This window comes from Flagellimonas sp. HMM57 (genome assembly GCF_021390175.1).
Lineage (GTDB): Bacteria > Bacteroidota > Bacteroidia > Flavobacteriales > Flavobacteriaceae > Flagellimonas.
This window is the reverse complement of the sequence record NZ_CP090004.1, coordinates 2261117-2281256: the sequence shown is the minus strand read 5'-3', so window position 1 is coordinate 2281256 and position 20140 is coordinate 2261117. Positions and strand designations below refer to the sequence as shown.

Below are 20140 nucleotides of genomic sequence, written 5' to 3'. Positions count from 1 at the left end.
TTATAAATTTTAACAGCGTTAATATCAACATATCATTATGAAAGTCGGCTCAAAATAGTTAGTTTTCAAGATATAAAAGGTTGTACCTTTTGATACTTTCAAAAACATAATGATCTCATATTCAAACTTATCTCAACATCAGATGTCAAAAAGACTTCTTTTTTATTTTATAAGCATTTTAGTTTTTCTGTCCGTTTCTTGTTCCAAGAAGAAAACGGAGGAAAAAAACATCTCTTCTGAACTACTCTTCACAGCTTTAGACAGCACCCAAACTGGGATATCCTTTATCAACCAAATAGAAAACGAGGAAGATTTTAATATTTTCTTGTACCGTAATTTCTATAACGGTGGCGGCGTTGCCATTGGGGACATCAATAATGACGGATTGCCCGACATCTACCTTACCGCTAACCGCAAAAAAAACAAACTGTTTCTAAATAAAGGAAATTTCACTTTTGAAGATATTACCGAGTCTTCTGGTGTTTCCGGAACCAAAGCATGGTCAACCGGGGTAGTTTTAGTGGATATCAATGCTGATGGCCTTTTGGATATTTACGTCTGCAATGCTGGTAACATTAAAGGAGATGACCAGAAAAATGAACTCTTCATCAACAATGGAGATTTGACCTTTACCGAAAAAGCAGAACAATACAACTTAGCAGATAGCGGGTTCACTACGCATGCAGCATTCTTCGATTATGATAAAGATGGGGACCTTGATGTATATATGCTGAACAATAGTTTCATACCAGTAGCTAGTTTAGGGTATGAAAACAAAAGAGACTTAAGAGCCGAAGACTGGAACGTCATAGATGAAATAAAAGGTGGTGGAGATAAACTGTTTCGAAATGATAATGGTGTTTTTAAAGATGTAAGCGAGGAGGCCAACATATACGGGAGCCTTGTGGGGTTTGGTCTAGGAGTCACTATAGGGGATATTAACAATGATCTTTTCCCTGATATCTATGTGTCCAATGATTTTTTTGAACATGACTATCTCTACATTAACAATCAAGATGGAACTTTTACCGAAAGTATTAAGGATTGGGCCAACCATTTAAGCTTATTTTCCATGGGAGCGGATATGGCAGATATCAATAACGATGGAAAGTCGGATATTTTTGTTACCGATATGTTGCCCGAAGGCGATGAAAGATTGAAAAACACGACCACTTTTGAGACCTACGACACACACCAACGAAAACTGCAGAATGATTATTATTATCAATACATGCAGAATACACTGCAACTGAATCAAGGAAATTCGTTTTCAGAAATTGCCAATTATAGTGGAGTTTCCGGAACGGACTGGAGCTGGGGAGCGCTTCTCTTCGATATGGATAATGATGGTTATCGAGATATTTATGTGTGCAACGGTATTTACCATGACTTGACCAATCAAGACTTTATAGATTTTTTTGAAGATGTAGCTAGGCAACAAACTGCCATTTCTGGGAGTAAAGACCAAAAAGATGCGGTTATCAATGCTATGCCCTCCACCCCTATCTCAAATTATGCTTTTAAGAACAATGGAGATTTAACTTTTTCAAATTCATCTGAAAATTGGGGATTAAATACCCCTAGTTTTTCCAACGGGGCAGCCTATGGGGATTTAGACAACGATGGTGACTTGGATATCATTGTAAATAACGTAAACCAAGAACTTTTTGTATACCAAAATAACTCCGAAAAGAGCTCGAACAATTATATCAATATAAATCTGATAGGAAAGGCTCCGAATACCTTTGGGGTAGGCAGCGTTGTAGAACTTTTTACAGGGAGCGAAATAATACGGCAAGAACTGATTCCGAGCAGAGGTTTTCAATCCTCGGTAGATTATAAAATGGTTATAGGCCTCGGAAAAAAATCAACGATTGATTCGTTACGGGTGATATGGCCCAATGATGAAACCCAAACACTCACATCCGTTACCATCAACACAACATTAATACTCAAACAAGTTGATGCTGTTGAAATTTTCAAAAAGATTGAAGAAATCAAAACACCATTTTTGACCGAAATAGAATCTTCGATACCTAGGCATATTGAGGACAGGCATGTAGATTTTGATTATGAAGGGCTTATATCAAAAATGCTTTCCAAAGAAGGACCAACAATTGCTGTAGCGGATATTGACAATGATGGCAATGAAGATATTTTTATTGGTGGTGCCAAAGGCGAAGCCGCAAAAATATATCTGCACAAAGGGAATGGCACACTAAAGCCAGCATATGTCCAAGATGTTTTTAGGGCCGATAGGCTTTTTGAAGATACTGCTTCTGCTTTTGTAGATGTAGATGGAGATGGAGATATGGATTTAGTGGTTGGATCAGGCGGAAACATTCCTGGGGATGCAAGCAATTACCAGAATCGCATCTATATTAATGATGGAAAAGGAAACTTTTCCAAAAGCCCTAATAAAATAGCAAGTCTCAATACCAATGTTTCGGTAATTGCTCCCTATGATTTTGATGCTGATGGTGACCAAGACCTTTTTATTGGAAGCAGAAGTATCCTTGGCACTTATGGGGTTACACCACAACATCTATTTCTGCAGAATGATGGGGAAGGAAACTTTTCGGACATAACTGAAAGTAAAGCATTTCACCTTAAAAAAGCAGGAATGGTCACAGACGCCAAATGGGCAGATGTAGATGGGGATTCGAAAAAAGATTTGGTGGTAATGACCGATTGGGGAAGTCCTAAGATTTTCAAGAACAACGGAAGAAGACTTAGTCCGAAAACAAGTTCATTAGATAACTTACTCGGTTGGTGGAATACGGTTTATCCTAAAGACTTGGACAATGATGGCGATATAGATCTGATACTGGGAAACCAAGGAAGCAATGCGGCGTACAATGCTTCAAAAGAAGCTCCGGCCAAAATGTTTATCAACGATTTTGATGATAATGGAACAATAGAACAAATCGTTACAAGAAGTATTGATAATAGAGATTTTCCCGTATCCCTAAAAAGAGAATTGACCTCACAACTCGTATCGTTAAAAAAACAGAATTTGAAGTTTTCGGACTACGCAACTAAAAGTATTGATCAATTGATAGATCCCAGCATTTTAAAAAACACTATTGTCAAAGAAGTTAATACTACCGAGAGCGTTATTGCGATAAACGATGGAACTGGTAATTTTGACATAAAGAAGCTGCCAAGAGAGACACAATTTTCGTGCATTTGTAGTGTTAACTGCAAGGATATTAACGGAGATGGCAAACTCGATATCATTTTAGCGGGCAATAATTACAATTTTAAGCCACAGTATGGTAGACTGGACGCAAGTTATGGTAGTGTCTTAATTGCAAGTGAAAATGGCGAGTACGATTGGTTACCTCATGATGAATCTGGTTTTTATGTGAGAGGTGAAGTAAAACATCTTCAAACCTTTAAAGATAAAAATGGTGTAGCGTTTTTATTTGTTGCCATCAATAGTCAGAAACCAAAAATATTTAGATACAACAAGTAGCTATTCACAATTTATTGGATGTAAACGTTTACATTTTTATTTGTAGATTTACAGCCATTCAGAATGCTTTCAAAAACAGCGACATATATATTGGGTATAGTGGTACTTATTGGTACCCTTTTAGGATATATATCTCCTGCAATAGCCCTTGGTGCAGGAATGGTTTGCGGAATCTTCAAGATTGCCGAACAGGATTTAGTTCAAAACAGTAAGAATTTCCAAAAAACCTTGTTACAGCTTTCGGTGGTTGGACTTGGTTTCGGAATTCACATGCAACAAGCCATAGAAGTTGGCTCAAATAGCTTTTTCATTACACTCATTACTATTGTTTGCACTTTTATCATTGCTTTTGCTATTGGCAAAATCCTTAATTCAGAAAGAATTACCACAATATTGGTTGCTTCTGGAACAGCCATATGTGGTGGCAGTGCTATTGCAGCGGTCAGTCCAAGTTTAAAAGCCGATTCATCCCAAACCTCAATTTCACTTGCCATTGTTTTTTTGCTCAACGCTATTGCACTATTTATCTTCCCATACATTGGTCATTACTTTGAACTAAATCAAATTCAATTTGGTACTTGGAGCGCCATCGCTATTCACGATACAAGTTCTGTGGTCGGCGCAGCGGAAGTTTACGGAAATGTTGCATTAAATGTAGCTACCACTACTAAACTGGTCAGGACACTTTGGATCATTCCATTAGTACTGATCATTTCGTTCGGTTCTAACTCAAAAGAAAAATTTACATTCCCATGGTTCATTTTTGGGTTTATCGGGGCAATGTTGATCAATTCTTACGTATCATCCGCTGAGGTTTTTAGTGAACATATTGTATGGGGTGCACGAAAGGCATTGATATTCACACTTTTCTTGATCGGTTTACAAATTAACATTTCACAACTAAAAAAGCTTGGCTTCAACATTCTAATAGTTGGTATTTTTACGTGGATTGTTTTGGGCATTGTCTCTTTACTATATGTCTTAAATTACGTTTAACATTTTAGAAATTCCTTTTGTGAAATCACAAATAGGGTTTAATAAAGGCTTACATGGCAGGAATAAAGGAAATTGCTAAACGAACTGGACTATCCTTAGCTACGGTATCTAGGGTATTCAACAACAGTGCGCTTGTTTCTCCAACAACAAGGCAAAAAGTACTAAAAGCAGCAAAGGACCTAGATTATCAGCCCAATATTACAGCGGCTGCTTTGCGCAGTGGAAAAAGCAAAATTATTGGGGTAATCGTCCCAGAAGTGAACAATTATTTTTTTAGTGGTATCATAAATGGAATAGAAGGAATTGTAAGCGAATCCGATTATAATATCATCATCGCACAATCCCATGAATTGCAAGAGAAAGAAGACGAAGCCCTAAACTCGTTTCTAAAATTAAATGTGGAGGGCATATTACTGTCCATTTCTAAACAAACAACTGACTTTTCTTCAATTAAAAAAATATTGAAGAGCAAAACACCCATAGTTTTCTTCGACAGGATACCAAATTTAGATAGTGTAAACTCTGTAACGCTCAACGATTATATGGGAGCCTTTATAGCTACCGAACATTTATTGACTAGCAATTGCAAGAACCTTCTTCATGTTGCTGGGAATCCCAAAGTTTCGATTTTCAAAGATCGACAGAGGGGTTTTTCCAATGCAATTTTAAAAAGTGGGAGAAAAGATATTACGTCCCATATCGTAGAATTGACAGGAGATGTAGAAAAAGATATGAAGATCTTAAAAAAATTGTTCAAAGTGAACCCGAACATGGACGGCATTTTTGCCTATGGTGACGAAATAGGCCTTCATGTTTTAAACCTACTCAAAGATTTAAACGTAAATGTTCCAGAAAAAATAAAACTTATTGGATTTGGGAATGCAAATTTCAGCAACCTCACACAGCCCAAAATAAGTACTGTTGATCAAGAATGTTCTCAAATGGGAGAATTGGCAGCCGAATTACTGCTCCAAAACCTCAACAATAAAAATGCAAGACCCGAAACCAAAGTACTATCACCAAAGTTGGTTAAAAGAGCGTCTACTCAAGTATAGAAGTCTTAAAACCTCAGTAATTGTTCAATTTGGTTTTGAATGGTTTTATCCGCATCCTCGTGTATAGAATTGTTTTCAGAATTCAATAACTTAAAAATAGAAGAAATTGGATTTTTATTTGGATGGACATGCATTCCCAAATGGTTCAACACATCTGCAAGATGGTCCATCCCCCTTAAATTACCTGCTCTTCCCGAAGCTATTCCAGTAATGCAGGCTTTTTTATTATCAAAGCTTGGTTTAATTTCACGAACCGACATCGCATCCAAGAGTAGTTTTACAATTCCGGGATAACTCCCATTGTATTCTGGAACGAAAAACCAAAATTTAGAAGATGGTATAAAATAAGTGTCCTGTATCTCCTGAATCATTTTGGGTTGATTGGAATCTTTATACATATTTTCATAAATGACATTACCTGTAAGGGGTGCTAAATCCAAAAATTTTACTTCTTCTTTGGTTGCCGAACAAAGCTTCTCGTATGCATGCTTAGCAAAGTGCAAAGTTTTGTTGTTTTTTCTATTGGATCCTGAGATAATTGTAATCATTCAAGCTAAAAATCAAATTAAACATAATATTTGATGGCGAAAATATGGAATTTTACAATGTAAACGTTTACATTTATCAGTAATTTATTTAAATTTGACCCTTAACACGACTCATTTAGCATACATGAAACTGACAAAAGACAGTATTTCCCCATATATTATCGGTACTATGAGATTGGGTACCTGGGGGAGCAATCTAAATACCACCGAATATGAACGTTTTATCGAAGGATGCCTTGATCTAGACTTAATAGATTTTGACCATGCAGATATTTATGGACACTACACCACCGAGAACGATTTCGGAAATGTGCTCAAGTCCAGAAAGGATTTAAGAAAGAAAATGCGCATTACTACTAAATGTGGTATAAAATTAACCTCAGAAAACAGACCTGAACATAAAATCAAATCATATGATTTAAGTGCAGAGCATATAATTGCTTCGGTCGAAAAATCGTTGGCAAGCCTTCAAACGGATTATATAGATGTTCTCTTGCTGCACAGGCCAGATTACTTATTTAATCCTCATGAGATTGCCGCTGCTTTTTCAAAACTTAAAAAAGAAGGAAAGGTTTTAGATTTTGGGGTGTCCAATTTCTCACCTTCGCAATTCGATTTATTGCACTCCCTTACGCCTCTTGTTACAAATCAAGTTGAAATATCATTATTGCACAGAAACGCTTTTGAAGATGGCACGTTGGATCAATGTCAAAAGTTAAATGTAATTCCGACCGCTTGGTCCCCGCTCGGTGGAGGACTGTTGTTCAAAGAAGGAGCGGATGAAAAAATCCAAGCTATTCAAAAAACGTTGAGCACACTTGCGGAAAAGTATAGTGCAACAAGTGACCAAATCCTCTACGCATGGTTGCGGAAACATCCGGCAGGAATCATTCCCGTTCTGGGAACCTCAAAGATTGAGCGTATTCAAATTGCAAAACAGGCTTTGGATATAACATTGACCCACGAAGAATGGTACATGTTATGGGAAGCAGCATTAGGCAGCGAAGTTGATTAGATAAAATATAAAGAAACTACAATGGATAATTCAAAAATAGAAATAAGATCTCCTCATTTAGAAGGAGCCGAAGTCTCATGGTTTGCTCCAATTTGCAACGGAGACGACAGGTATTTAGGCGAACGAAGCATGGATCACAAAAGTACATTTGAGAATACTTCCCAAATAGTACTTACCGCAGATAAAAATGGGTTTCGAAATATTTTATGTCCTTCATCATATCAAGTTGGACAAGATACACTCCCTTTTGTTTCCGCAGTTGCTCCAATGACGGAACAAATCAATTTATTGGCTGCAATTCGCTGCGGAGAAATTCACCCTCCGATGTTAGCAAGAACGTTAGCTACCATAGATCATATTTTAAAAGGCAGATTTACCATCAATATCATTTCCTCTCCCCTACCTGGCGAAGAAATGTCATCGGAAGACCGGTACCAAAGATCAAGGGAAGTGATAGAAATTTTAAAACAAATTTGGACGCAAGATGATATCGATTATAAAGGCAAGTTCTATAATTTGAAGCTTTCGTCCTCTCCTGGTAAACCTTATCAAAATGGTGGTCCATTACTTTATTTTGGAGGTTATTCACCTGCTGCAGTAGATTTATGTGCCGAACACTGCGATGTATATCTTATGTGGCCCGAGACTGAAGGGAACCTTCGTAAACTTATGGAAAACATGAGCGCAAAAGCAGCAAATTATGGACGTAAAATCGACTTTGGACTAAGGGTACATGTAGTGGTACGAGAAACCGAAGAAGAAGCACGAGCATATGCTGATAGTATTGTTTCCAAATTGGAAGTAGAACAAGGAAAGGAAATACGGGAAAGAGCCTTGGATGCAAAATCTTATGGAGTAAGTAGGCAAGCTGAAATGAGAGAAATAGCCGAAGACGATGGCTATGTAGAACCGCATATGTGGACAGGAATCGGTAGAGGACGTTCAGGATGTGGAGCAGCGCTTGTTGGGAATCCAGACCAGATTGTAGAGAAACTAAACAGGTATATGGACATGGGAATCAGGGCATTCATATTTTCTGGTTATCCCCATAAGGAAGAGTGCGAACGTTTTGCAAAACTGGTTTTACCACATCTAAAAACATTCTCAATGCCGGAAGTACAAGGAAAGGTAACATCAGAAGAGCCCATGAGCCCTTTAGCTGCTGGAATACGCATTTAAAGCACCTGTTGAACACTGACTTTGGAAACAAAATGGTATATTACATAATCAAGGATAATTTCATAACCAACCACCTCAAACTAGGCCAATCACATTTAATCGTAAATTGGAACGCTGCGCTATGGAATTAACTCATTTAATTACATAGTCTATGATTGATTTACTAATTGTAAGTGCTTATTTCATTATTGTATTTGTTACCGCCATCACGGGTAGAACTTCTAAGGAGGCAACCACAGAGGAATATTTTTTAAGTGGAAGAAACCTTCGATGGCCATCAATAGCCTTTTCAACTATTGCAACCAATGTACAAGGATATCAATTTCTCGGTTTCATGGGCTCCGCATACCTCTATGGATTGGCACAGGCAAACTTTGAAATCAATGCAATCCAAGGACTGCTTTTAGCGGCCTTCATTTTTGTCCCCATGTATTTGAGGGAAAAGATTATCACCATAACACAATTCATAAAAACAAGATTGGGAAGCACGGTTGCTTTATTGTATTCTGCTTCAAATATTCTACTTTTCTCTACAATAACACTTGGTGCAGCACTATTCTGGGGAGCTTATTCCGTTGACTTGGTTTTCGGGGATTTCCTATCGTTTATTCATCAAGATAGACTGATTCGGATAGCAATATTGATTGTTTTCTTGGGGCTTTTTTCAGCAACGTACACCTATTTTGGAGGATTAGCAGCAGTAGTGCGTACTGATGTTATCCAATTTGCTATTTTATTGACAGGCGGGATTGTCGTATTGTTTATCTCCATATATCACCTTGGTGGTTGGTCCCAGTTATACGAGAAAACTGGAGATTTAATGCATCTACATTTACCTGCAGATCACGATACACTCCCTTGGATTCATATTTTTGGAGCATTCCTCTTGAATATCAATTACTGGTGCGCCAACCAATCTGTTGTCCAGCGTTCTTTAGCTGCTAAAAGCCTAAAAGACGTGCAAATAGGACTTATGGTCGGTGGTCTTATGAAGTATTTTATGGCAGCCATTATTATTCTTCCCGGGATAGCTTTGGTAGGCATTTTAGGGGAAAATGGTTTACCAGAACCAGATGCGGCATTCCCTTATCTAGTAAACACCTATCTACCAATAGGAGTCAAAGGCCTTATTTTATGTGCACTTTTTGCATCGCTGATGAGTACTGTGGACTCTACTTTTAATTCCTTGGCAACATTATGGTCAATAGATATTTACAAGGTATATGTAAAGAAAGATGCCTCGGACAAGCAAATAGTACGTTCTGGAAAAAGAGCTATTTTACTATCTTTTATCTCGGGAGTTATTATTGGTGTTGTATTATTGTATCTTAAGTTTCAAGATCCGGGAGCTGCTTTCACGCATACGCTTAATCAGTTACGATACTTTATCAATTGTGGTATTGTAGTTTTAATATGTTCTGCAGCATTTTTGGCTTTTCCAAAACACCGAGTAGCGTTATTTGGTTTCTTGGCTACCGTGCCACTTCAATTTTTCTTTTTGGAATTTTTCCCGGAAATGAATTACTTCGTAAGGGCCATGTGGGTTATATTAATTGGATTTACAATTATTTGGTTAGGTTCTAGAACAGGCTTTGTAAGAGATAAATTAAAAGCGGAACCCGCTTCACCAATACTTGGAAAAGCTGGTATCGGAATGCTATTATCATTAATTGCCCTGCATATTATTTTTCACTAGAAAAGATGAAACGACGTAGTTTTATTGCGAAAGGAACCCTAAGTGCTTTTGGTGGAATACTAAGCACTGAAATTGTCTTTAGCCACAAAATACCTTTTGGGTATAAGCCCTTGGCACTACAAGACCCAGACCCCTTTAAAATGTTTGGCAAGGATACCGATATGACGGTCCTTAACAATAAACCCTGGAATATTGAAGCCAAGGCACACCTTTTGGATGATAAAGTCACTCCAAATAAACACATGTTTATTAGAAACAATGGACTTATTCCAGAAAACATTGACGTTAAAAATTGGTCGCTGACCTTTGACGGTGAATCTGTACAAAACAGTAAGACTTACTCCCTGTTGGAATTAAAATCAAAATTTAGACACTATACCTATCAGCTTACTTTGGAATGTGGGGGAAATGGCAGAAGTGAATTTAATCCACCAGCGAAAGGTAATCAGTGGACTGTTGGAGCAGTATCATGTGCCAACTGGACCGGTGTACGATTAAAGGATGTATTGGAAGACGTGGGTATAAAAAGTAATGCAGTCTATATAGGGTACCACGCAGCAGATAAACATCTGAGCCTGAATCCTGAAAAAGAACCTATCTCCAGAGGTGTTCCTATTGCTAAAGCATTCCAAGATGAAACCTTACTTGCTTTTAAAATGAACGGTGAAGATATTCCATTGGCCCACGGTTACCCTTTAAGATTGATTGCAGGAGGTTGGCCTGCCTCTGCATCCGGCAAATGGATAAATAGAATTAGCATTAGAAATAAAGTACACGATGGCGCTAAAATGAACGGCACGTCATACCGGGTTCCATGTGAATCTGTTGCTCCGGGGGAGAAGGTTGCAGATGAAGATATGTGCATCATAGAATCCATGCCCGTAAAATCTTTGATTACCTATCCTAAATCTGGAGCCATGATTAAAGAGGGAGCTACTTTGAATATACGAGGCCATGCATGGGCCGGTGAACTAGAAGTTTCCAGAATGGAATATTCCATAGATTTTGGTGCCACATGGATTGAGTGTACCTTAGAAAAGCCAAAAAATCGCTTGGCTTGGCAACATTTTTCAGCAAATATTAGCAACTTTCCGAAAAAAGGATATTATGAGGTTTGGGCAAGAGCTATAGACTCAAAAGGTACTGGCCAACCTATGCTTTTACCGGGATGGAATCCAAAAGGGTATTTGAACAATGCGTGTCATCGAATCGCAATCAAAGTTATCTAGCTGATGTCTTCTGAAAACGAATTCAAAAAACAGGTTAAAGATTTATACCAAAAGATTTTAATAGCTTTTGGTATGATTGGTATTGCCGTATTTGGTTTTCTTTATATTGCCTTGAATCCATCCGTTTTTTCTAAAAAACCAGAAGAAACTGTGGTTGAAGTACCAGAAACCAATAATGAAATTGAAAGCGGAATCCATGTTGACACTGGTTTTGTAGATGGTGACGGACTTACAGAAGTAATTCAAAATTGTACCAACTGCCATTCTGCCAAGCTCGTAACCCAAAACCGAATGTCCAAGGAAGGATGGATAGCGACCATACGATGGATGCAGGAAACACAAAACCTTTGGGATTTAGGAGACCAAGAAAAAAAAATCGTAAATTACCTCGCTACTAATTATGCGCCTCAGAAAAAAGGGCGCCGCGAAGCATTGACCAACATCGAGTGGTATGTTTTGAAACAATAATCAAGAGTTTTCATAAACTAACATTTTTACCTTGGAATTATGTTATTTTAGGAATATTCTTGATACAAAATCAAGTAATCCATATTATATTAGCTTTTTAACAAACAATCCATAAATTACAAACCAACCATATGACAACTTCATTCAGCACTTGGGATTATTTAATATTTGTCTGCTATGCCATACTTATTTTAGGAGTAGGTCTTTGGGTCTCTAGAGATAAAAAAGGACATCAAAAAAATGCTGAAGATTATTTTTTGGCCAGTAAATCGCTACCATGGTGGGCCATTGGTGCTTCATTGATTGCTGCAAACATTTCCGCAGAACAATTTATTGGAATGTCGGGCTCTGGTTTCGCTGTTGGACTCGCCATTGCTTCTTATGAGTGGATGGCCGCATTGACGTTGATCATTGTTGGAAAATACTTTCTTCCAATTTTTATAGAAAAAGGGCTTTATACCATTCCAGAATTTGTTGAAAAAAGATATTCTACCAATCTAAAAACAATATTGGCTGTTTTTTGGATTGCACTTTATGTTTTTGTCAATCTAGCTTCCGTCCTTTATTTAGGAGCACTGGCGCTAGAAACAATCCTTGATGTACCAATGATTTATGGGGTAATAGGTCTTTCCCTTTTTGCAGCGGCGTACTCTTTGTACGGCGGTCTTTCTGCTGTGGCATGGACCGATGTCATTCAAGTTGTATTTTTAATCTTGGGCGGACTGGTCACCACGTATCTGGCCTTGAACACAGTATCAGGTGGAGAAGGGATAATGGTAGGTTTAAGCAAGGTTTACGATGCCGTTCCCGAAAAATTTGCCATGATTTTGGATGAATCCAATCCAGAATATAAAAATCTGCCCGGTATTGGCGTACTCGTTGGTGGATTATGGGTTGCAAACCTCTACTATTGGGGATTTAACCAATATATCATTCAACGTACTCTTGCCGCTAAATCTTTAAAGGAATCCCAAAAAGGTATCCTTTTGGCCGCTTTCTTAAAACTCATTATTCCGTTAATTGTTGTGGTTCCAGGTATTGCAGCCTATGTTATGGTCAATGACCCTGAGATTTTGGCAAGTTTAGGGGATGCTGGACTTAAGAACCTTCCTTCCTTAGATCAAGCGGACAAAGCGTATCCTTGGTTGTTGCAATTTTTACCAGTAGGTTTGAAAGGAGTTGCTTTCGCTGCTTTGGCAGCTGCCATTGTTTCTTCATTGGCTTCGATGCTCAATTCCACCTCTACAATATTCACCATGGATATTTATAGACAGTATATCAACAAAAATGCAAGTGATAAAAAAACAGTAAACGTTGGTAGGATCTCTGCCGCTATTGCACTGATTATCGCAGCTATTATGGCACCTTTGTTAGGAGGTATTGATCAGGCCTTTCAATTTATCCAAGAATATACCGGAATCGTAAGCCCAGGGATACTTGCAGTTTTCATGTTAGGACTTTTCTGGAAAAAGACGACGAACAGGGGAGCTATTATAGGTGCTTTGGTTTCTATCCCCATAGCCATGTATTTTAAAGTAGCCCCAAATGGTTGGTCTACAAGTTCGTTATTCATTGATGTTCCTTTTATCGATCAAATGGGATATACAGCACTACTGACAGCATTGGTAATTATTATTGCAAGTCTTTCGCAAAACAAAGGAAAGGATGATAAAAAAGGAATCCAGTTGGGAGGTGGTCTATTTAAAACCACACCTTTGTTCAATATTGGGGCATTTGCGGTGTTGATCATTCTTACTGCGCTGTATGCAATGTTCTGGAATTAAAAAATCAATTCCCTTTGCCACGCTGCGAAATGCACCTTTTATTCGATGGCACCCATACATGTAAATACCATGAATATTAACGCTTAAGAATTTTTCAACCTAAATGGATTGGTTATCTTGACAAATTCTTTTATCATTTGTATGACTAGGGTTTTATTGGCTTTTTGGGTATTTGGCATTTTCATTTCTTGTAACAAGGAAGAAGAAAACGTATTTAGAAAACAATCTTCTTCGCATACTGGCATAACCTTTAAAAATGAACTTAAGGACACTCCAGAACTAAACATTCTCACCTATCTCTATTATTATAACGGTGCAGGTGTAGCAGCTGGAGATTTCAATAACGATGGTCTAATAGATCTCTATTTTACAGGAAACCAAACTGAGGATAAACTGTATTTGAACAAAGGAGATTTTAAGTTTGACGATATTACCAAAGCTGCCAATATTCAGAACAAGGATGGATGGACAACTGGGGTGACGCATGTAGATATTAATAATGACGGGCTACTGGACATTTATATTTGTAAAGTTGGTCAATATAAGGGCATTAAAGGCAAAAATTTACTCTATGTGAATCAGGGGGTAAACACAGAAGGGATACCTAAGTTCAAAGAAGAAGCATCCAAATACAATCTCGATTTTTCTGGGTTCTCTACACAGGCCGCTTTTTTTGACTATGACCTTGATGGCGATTTGGACATGTTTTTGCTAAACCACTCTGTAAATCCAAATCGTTCTTATGGAAAAGGAACAAAAAGAAAGCAGATTGACTCCTTATCAGGTGATGTTCTATACAGAAATGACAATGGCAAGTTTATAGATGTTTCAAAAGATGCGGGAATTTTTCAAGGTGGCATTGGGTATGGTCTTGGTCTAGGGATTAGCGACCTTAACAACGATGGTTATCCAGATATTTATGTTGGCAATGACTTTTTTGAAAATGATTATCTCTACATCAATCAAAAAGACGGTACGTTCAAAGAAATCATTTCAAAAGACAGCCGTAAGGTTGGACATACTTCGCATTTCTCCATGGGCAATGATATTGCCGATGTAAATAATGATGGTTTAACAGACATTATTTCTTTGGATATGTTACCTGAAAATCTGGAAACTTACAAAACCTCTGGTCTGGAATATCCTTTTCCCATATACCAGCAATATCTAAAAAACGGATTCGCGCCACAATACATGCAAAATGCATTTCTTTTAAATTTGGGAGACAACAATTTTAGCGAGATAGCAAATCTTTCTGGTATTTCCGCCACAGAGTGGTCATGGGGAGCTCTTTTTGCAGATTTTGATAATGATGGTCATAAAGACCTGTTCGTTTCTAACGGAATAAAAGGGGCAACCAATGATATGGACTTTATCAGTTTTATTGCCAATGATAAAATCCAGAAGAAAATTGAAGAAGGAATGTCCGAAAAAGAAATGGCCTTCATCAACGAACTTCCAGAAAAAAAAGTCCCTAATTATTTCTTCAGCAACAATGGTGACCTTACATTTAAAGACGTAACCGATGCTTGGTTTAAAAAAGAAGCTTCCTTTAGCAATGGTTGTGTTTACGCAGACTTGGATAACGATGGAGATTTGGATTTAGTAATAAACAATGTCAATGATGAGGCTTCAATCTTGGAGAACACATTCAACGAAACATCGAAGCAAAATGCTTTACAGCTAGTTTTTAAAGGAAATACAAACAATATATTTGGTATTGGAGCTAAGGTTATTGCCTGCACCAAGAACAGAACTATTATCCAAGAGAACTTTGTGAGCAGGGGATATTTATCCGCGGTTCCCAACACAATTCACATGGGAATTGGCAAGGACTCCATTTTGGATTCGCTCACTGTCGTCTGGCCAGGTGGAAAACATCAAACCTTAAAGGCTGTGGCAGCCGGTAATCTACAACTGGAAGAGAAAAATGCAGCTGGCAACTTTTATCTAGAAAACAAATACGAAAGGCACTCTGTACTTGTCCAAAAAGATAGTATAATCCCATTTATCCATAAAGAGCAAAATACATTTGAGTTCGACAGAGACCCTTTGGTTCCATTTGCAAACACCAATGAGGGGCCTTCAATTTCGATTGCCGATATAAACAATGATGGCCTTCAAGATATTTTTGTCTCAGGGGCAAAAGTACAAGCCTCCAAATTATATGTTCAACAGATTGATGGTTCTTTTAACAGCGAACAGGAAACCGTTTTTGCTGTCGATGCCTTTAACGAAGATGTCTCCCATGCTTTTTTTGACGCTAATGGCGATGAGTTTCAAGATTTAATCGTTGTGAGTGCGGGCAACGAGTTCAAATCTTCCAATAGAATTCAGCCAAGGCTTTACCTTAACAATAAGGGTATTTTTGAAAAACAGCCCAATGCATTCGCAGGTATAGAGCTGAATGCTTCAAAAGTAATTGCTGTTGATTTTGATAACGATGGCGATATGGATCTCACGATTACTTCGGATCAATTGCCGCAGCAATTTGGAATTACTTCGGCACAATATTTATTCGAAAATGATGGGAAGGGCAATTTTAAAAATGTAACCGCAACTGTTGCGAAAAACTTTGAATCCGTAGGCAACGTCAAAGATGTTGTTTGGATGGATTTGGACGGTAATGGATTCAAAGACCTTATTGCAGTAGGGAATTGGATGCCACTTTCCATTTTCATGAATGATGGAAAAAACCTAAATCCTGCCTTAAATAATGGGCTGGAAAAGACCAATGGATTTTGGAACTGTATTCTTGCAGAAGATTTTGACAATGATGGAGATATAGACCTTGTAGCGGGGAATTGGGGCCAGAACAGTAAATTTAAAGCCTCATTGGAATACCCCATTACGCTTTATAGCCATGATTTTGATTCGAATGGTTCCGTAGAACCATTGGTAACCTATTTTCACAATGAAAAAGAAACTCCTTTTGCCTCTAAAGATGAGTTGGTAAAACAAATGCCTTTTTTGAATAAAAAGTTTCTGTCCTATAACGACTTTGCAAAGGCATCCCTGAACGAGCTCTTTGGTTCAAAAAATCTGGAAAAGACTATGCAAAAAAAAGTTTATGAGCTTTCCAGCTGTTATTTTGAAAACTTGGGAAATAATACATTTAGAAAAATTGAATTCCCTAAAATGGCACAGATTTCCACTATAAATGATATGATGATAGCTGATTTTGATGAAGATGGAAAAAAAGAAATTCTCGCCGTCGGAAACAATTATGAAATTAGCACACAACTCGGTAGGATGGATGCATCACATGGTATATTTTTACGTTTTGGGGAAAATGGATTGCATTGGGCCAAAGATTTGAAAATCAATATCCCTGGGCCATCTAGAAGTATTGAAAAAATAACTATCGATACAAAGGAATTTTATATTATTGGCATTAATAATTCCGCTCCTTTATTTTTAGAAAGAAATCAAAATGAATAAATATACCGTTTCGGTCATTCTTTTACTGCTGGTATTTAGTTGTGGAAAAAAAGAAGGTGAACTTTTTTCAAACCCATCAGCAGAGGATACAGGTATTTCATTTACAAATACCCTATCAGAATCCGATGACCTGAATATTTTAGACTACCTCTATTTTTACAATGGTGGTGGCGTGGCTATAGGCGATATCAATAATGATGGATTGCCCGACATATTCTTTTCTGGAAATCAAGTGAAAAATGCCTTGTACCTCAACAAAGGTGACTTAAAATTTGAAGATATTTCTGAAAAAGCAGGCATTCAAGGGAACAGTACGTGGAATACAGGCGCTATAATGGGCGATGTTAACGGGGACGGTTTTTTGGATATTTACGTATGCGCCGTAATTGGAATCAATGGGTTCGAAGGTGCCAATGAACTTTATATCAACAACGGAGACAACACTTTTACAGAGCAGGCATCAGCATATGAATTGGATTTTGACACCTACAGTTCTTCAGCGGCATTTTTAGACTACGACCTTGACGGGGATTTGGATATTTATCTATTGAACCATGCTGTACATACACAAGAATCTTTTGGTAAGGTAGATTTGCGTTATACCAGAAATTACGAAACTGGGGATAGATTGCTCCGAAACGACAACGGAAAATTTACGGATGTAAGTGAAGAAGCTGGAATTTATGGTGGAATCAATGGCTATGGTCTGGGAATAGCCGTTTCTGATTTTAATGTAGATGGATACCCTGATCTTTATATAGGCAATGATTTTCATGAGGATGATTATTATTATTTAAATAATGGGGATGGCACCTTTACCGAAAGCCTTCGCAAGCATTTTGGGCATACCACTAGATTCTCCATGGGGAGTGATGTTACGGATATTAACCATGATGGACTACCAGATTTCATTTCGCTGGACATGCTACCGGAAGACGAAATACCCCTTAAATCCTCAGAAGGCGATGACAACATCCAAGTACAACGACTGCGTACGGAACGATATGGTTATCACTATCAATTTACCCGAAACATGCTCTATGTAAATCAACCAAACGGCAACTATCTAGAAACAGCGCTTTTAAGCGGAGTCGCTGCCACGGATTGGAGCTGGAGCGCACTTTTTGGTGATTATGATCAAGATGGGGAACAAGACCTATTCGTTTCCAATGGTATTCCCAAGCGACCGAACGACTTGGACTATATCCGTTTTATATCGAACGAACAGATTCAGAAGAAACTGGACAATACAAAACTGGTAGATCAAAAAGCATTGAACTTAATGCCATCAGGGGCAATCAATAACATTGTTTTTAAAGGAAAATCAAATCTTCAATTCGAGAATAAATCGAATAGCTGGATCGCAAAAGACACCTTGATATCTGGAGCTACGGCTTACGGCGATTTGGACAATGATGGGGATCTGGATTTGGTCACCAACAACATCAATAGACCTGCCACAATTTATTTGAACAAAACCAATACTGCTTCAAATTATTTGAAGATTAGGTTAGAGTACCAAGGGGAAAATCCATTTGCGATAGGAACAAAAGTCTATTCCTTTCATCAGGGAAAATTACAGTACAAAGAACTCTATACAAGTAGGGGCTTTCAATCCAGCTCCGAGCCGATAGTGCATTTTGGATATGGAGCCGTACAAAAGGTGGATTCCCTAAGAATTGTTTGGCCAGATAAATCCTATCAGACGTTAAAAAATATTGAAGTCAATCAAACCTTAGAAATAAAACCGAAGCATACCCGTCCATTTAACTTTGAACTAATAAAACCAAAAACAAGACCTATTTTCAAAAAAGTTGAAGATAATTTAGGGTTGAGTTTTACGCACAAAGAGGATAACCACATCGATTTCAATAGGGAAAAGCTCATTCCATACCGTGTATCCGACAGAGGGCCTGCCACGGCCATTGGAGATCTAAATGGTGATGGAAAAGAAGATGTCTTCTTTGGAGGTTCAAAATTCTTCTCGTCAAAAATCTATATACAGCGGGATACGCTATTTACCGAGGAAAAAATTCCTGAACTGCAAAAAGATTCTGTAAAAGAGGATGTAGTTGCGCTGATAAAAGACTTCAACGGAGATGGAAAAAACGATATTTTTTTGGGTTCAGGAGGAGCAGATTTCTATGGAGAAGCCAAAGCATTGTTAAATAGCTACTTTATTCAAAAAGATACGTTATTCAAAGAAGGCGTTATCCCCGACTTTTTTGAAAATACTTCTGTAATCAAGGCAAACGATTATGATAAGGATGGTGATTTAGATCTATTTGTAGGAAGTAATGTCGTAACATCCAAATTCGGGGAAATCCCGAATTCATACTTGCTGAAAAATGATAAAGGTAGGCTTTCAATTGTGGAAAATACGCCATTTCAAAATGCGGGAATGGTCACCGATGCCACTTGGGATGATTTTGATAACGATGGATTGGACGACCTCATCTTGATAGGCGAATGGATGGCACCCAAATTTTTTAAAAATTTAGGAGATACTTTTAAGGAAGTGACCCTATTGGAAAATGAGCTAAACGGTCTATGGCAAACCATTCAGCCTTTTGATATTGATGGAGATGGAGACATGGACTATTTGTTGGGCAATTGGGGCACCAACTCAAAGTTCAAGGCCTCCAAAAAAGCTCCTATGAGACTCTATTTTTCAGATTTTGATGGTAACGGCAGTACTGAAACCATAGTAGCTACAGAAAAAAACGGAAAATATTATCCATTGTTGGGCTTGGACGAATTATCTGCACAATTGGTTTTTTTGAGAAAAAAATTCAATACCTATAAGAGTTTTGCAGGCAAAACCGTAGAAGAGCTTTTTGACAAAGAAACACTAGCAAAAGCCGAGGTTTTACAAGTACACGAGTTACATTCCGGGTACTTGAAAAACAATGGTGGCTCATATAGCTTTGTCCCCTTTAAATCTGAGTTACAGGTTTCACCCATAAAGGCTTTTCTAGCCCATGATTTTGATGGGGATGCCAAGAAAGAAGTATTGGTCGCAGGAAATTATTTTGGCGTAACCCCATTCCACGGAAAGTTCGATTCTTTTCCGGGAGCATTGATAAGTAATGAAAATGACATAATTTTGGGTGACGAGCTTGGTTTAGAGCTTACCCAAAAATCTATCAGACACCTTAATATCTTTAGTTTAGAGAATAGAACGTATCTATTGGTTACGGTGAACAATGATAAGGCACATGTCTACGAACTGCTGAAATAAAACAACTACA

12 protein-coding genes are annotated in these 20140 nt (G+C 37.9%); 11 read left to right on the top strand and 1 reads right to left on the bottom strand.

What is annotated here, in order from left to right; translation table 11 throughout:
* The first annotated feature begins 142 nt into the window (after window positions 1–142).
* The 3 genes from LV716_RS10115 (at window position 143) to LV716_RS10105 (ending at window position 5529) form a co-directional block, all read left to right on the top strand.
* Entirely contained in the window at window positions 143–3478 is a 3336-nt protein-coding gene (locus tag LV716_RS10115) for a VCBS repeat-containing protein (RefSeq protein ID WP_163417621.1), read from the top strand.
* A gap of 63 nt (window positions 3479–3541) precedes the next feature.
* Window positions 3542–4474: a YeiH family protein gene (locus LV716_RS10110; RefSeq protein WP_163417620.1), complete on the top strand. Its 933-nt coding sequence runs from the start codon at window positions 3542–3544 to the stop codon at window positions 4472–4474.
* Between the two features lie 53 nt (window positions 4475–4527).
* Window positions 4528–5529, top strand: coding sequence for a LacI family DNA-binding transcriptional regulator (locus LV716_RS10105; protein WP_163417619.1), 1002 nt, complete (start codon window positions 4528–4530; stop codon window positions 5527–5529).
* Window positions 5530–5534: 5 nt separating this feature from the next.
* On the opposite strand, the gene LV716_RS10100 is transcribed toward LV716_RS10105, so the two are convergent.
* Entirely contained in the window at window positions 5535–6077 is a 543-nt protein-coding gene (locus LV716_RS10100) for an NADPH-dependent FMN reductase (RefSeq protein WP_163417618.1), read from the bottom strand.
* A gap of 124 nt (window positions 6078–6201) precedes the next feature.
* On the opposite strand from LV716_RS10100, the gene LV716_RS10095 reads away from it, so the two are divergent.
* The 8 genes from LV716_RS10095 to LV716_RS10060 all read left to right on the top strand — a co-directional run bounded on the left by LV716_RS10095 (window position 6202) and on the right by LV716_RS10060 (window position 20130).
* Window positions 6202–7092, top strand: a complete 891-nt coding sequence (locus LV716_RS10095; RefSeq protein WP_163417617.1) for an aldo/keto reductase family oxidoreductase — start codon at window positions 6202–6204, stop codon at window positions 7090–7092.
* Window positions 7093–7113: 21 nt separating this feature from the next.
* Window positions 7114–8271, top strand: coding sequence for an LLM class flavin-dependent oxidoreductase (locus LV716_RS10090; protein ID WP_163417616.1), 1158 nt, complete (start codon window positions 7114–7116; stop codon window positions 8269–8271).
* A 151-nt stretch (window positions 8272–8422) separates the two neighbouring features.
* On the top strand, window positions 8423–9967 hold the full coding sequence (locus LV716_RS10085; protein ID WP_163417615.1) for an SLC5 family protein: 1545 nt from the start codon (window positions 8423–8425) through the stop codon (window positions 9965–9967).
* Between the two features lie 5 nt (window positions 9968–9972).
* A complete protein-coding gene (locus LV716_RS10080) occupies window positions 9973–11196 on the top strand; it encodes a sulfite oxidase (RefSeq protein WP_163417614.1) in 1224 nt (407 codons plus the stop codon).
* A gap of 3 nt (window positions 11197–11199) precedes the next feature.
* The gene (locus tag LV716_RS10075; RefSeq protein ID WP_163417613.1) at window positions 11200–11664 is read left to right on the top strand and encodes a monoheme cytochrome C; all 465 of its coding nucleotides are present in this window, start codon (window positions 11200–11202) and stop codon (window positions 11662–11664) included.
* Between the two features lie 131 nt (window positions 11665–11795).
* Window positions 11796–13448, top strand: coding sequence for a sodium/sugar symporter (locus LV716_RS10070; protein ID WP_163417612.1), 1653 nt, complete (start codon window positions 11796–11798; stop codon window positions 13446–13448).
* Window positions 13449–13589: 141 nt separating this feature from the next.
* Window positions 13590–16889, top strand: a complete 3300-nt coding sequence (locus tag LV716_RS10065) for a VCBS repeat-containing protein (RefSeq protein ID WP_163417611.1) — start codon at window positions 13590–13592, stop codon at window positions 16887–16889.
* Complete coding sequence (locus LV716_RS10060; protein WP_163417610.1) at window positions 16882–20130, top strand: VCBS repeat-containing protein; 3249 nt, start codon at window positions 16882–16884, stop codon at window positions 20128–20130. Before LV716_RS10065 ends, LV716_RS10060 begins: the two co-directional genes overlap by 8 nt.
* Window positions 20131–20140: the final 10 nt, after the last annotated feature.

Excerpts from the sequence above, each read along its gene's own strand:
- LV716_RS10105 (WP_163417619.1), top strand. The coding sequence starts at position 4,528 with ATGGCAGGAATAAAGGAAATTGCTAAACGAACTGGACTATCCTTAGCT.
- LV716_RS10075 (WP_163417613.1), top strand. The coding sequence starts at position 11,200 with ATGTCTTCTGAAAACGAATTCAAAAAACAGGTTAAAGATTTATACCAA.
- LV716_RS10080 (WP_163417614.1), top strand. The coding sequence starts at position 9,973 with ATGAAACGACGTAGTTTTATTGCGAAAGGAACCCTAAGTGCTTTTGGT.
- LV716_RS10070 (WP_163417612.1), top strand. The coding sequence starts at position 11,796 with ATGACAACTTCATTCAGCACTTGGGATTATTTAATATTTGTCTGCTAT.
- LV716_RS10110 (WP_163417620.1), top strand. The coding sequence starts at position 3,542 with ATGCTTTCAAAAACAGCGACATATATATTGGGTATAGTGGTACTTATT.
- LV716_RS10065 (WP_163417611.1), top strand. The coding sequence starts at position 13,590 with ATGACTAGGGTTTTATTGGCTTTTTGGGTATTTGGCATTTTCATTTCT.
- LV716_RS10085 (WP_163417615.1), top strand. The coding sequence starts at position 8,423 with ATGATTGATTTACTAATTGTAAGTGCTTATTTCATTATTGTATTTGTT.
- LV716_RS10095 (WP_163417617.1), top strand. The coding sequence starts at position 6,202 with ATGAAACTGACAAAAGACAGTATTTCCCCATATATTATCGGTACTATG.
- LV716_RS10100 (WP_163417618.1), bottom strand. The coding sequence starts at position 6,077 with ATGATTACAATTATCTCAGGATCCAATAGAAAAAACAACAAAACTTTG.
- LV716_RS10090 (WP_163417616.1), top strand. The coding sequence starts at position 7,114 with ATGGATAATTCAAAAATAGAAATAAGATCTCCTCATTTAGAAGGAGCC.
- LV716_RS10115 (WP_163417621.1), top strand. The coding sequence starts at position 143 with ATGTCAAAAAGACTTCTTTTTTATTTTATAAGCATTTTAGTTTTTCTG.
- LV716_RS10060 (WP_163417610.1), top strand. The coding sequence starts at position 16,882 with ATGAATAAATATACCGTTTCGGTCATTCTTTTACTGCTGGTATTTAGT.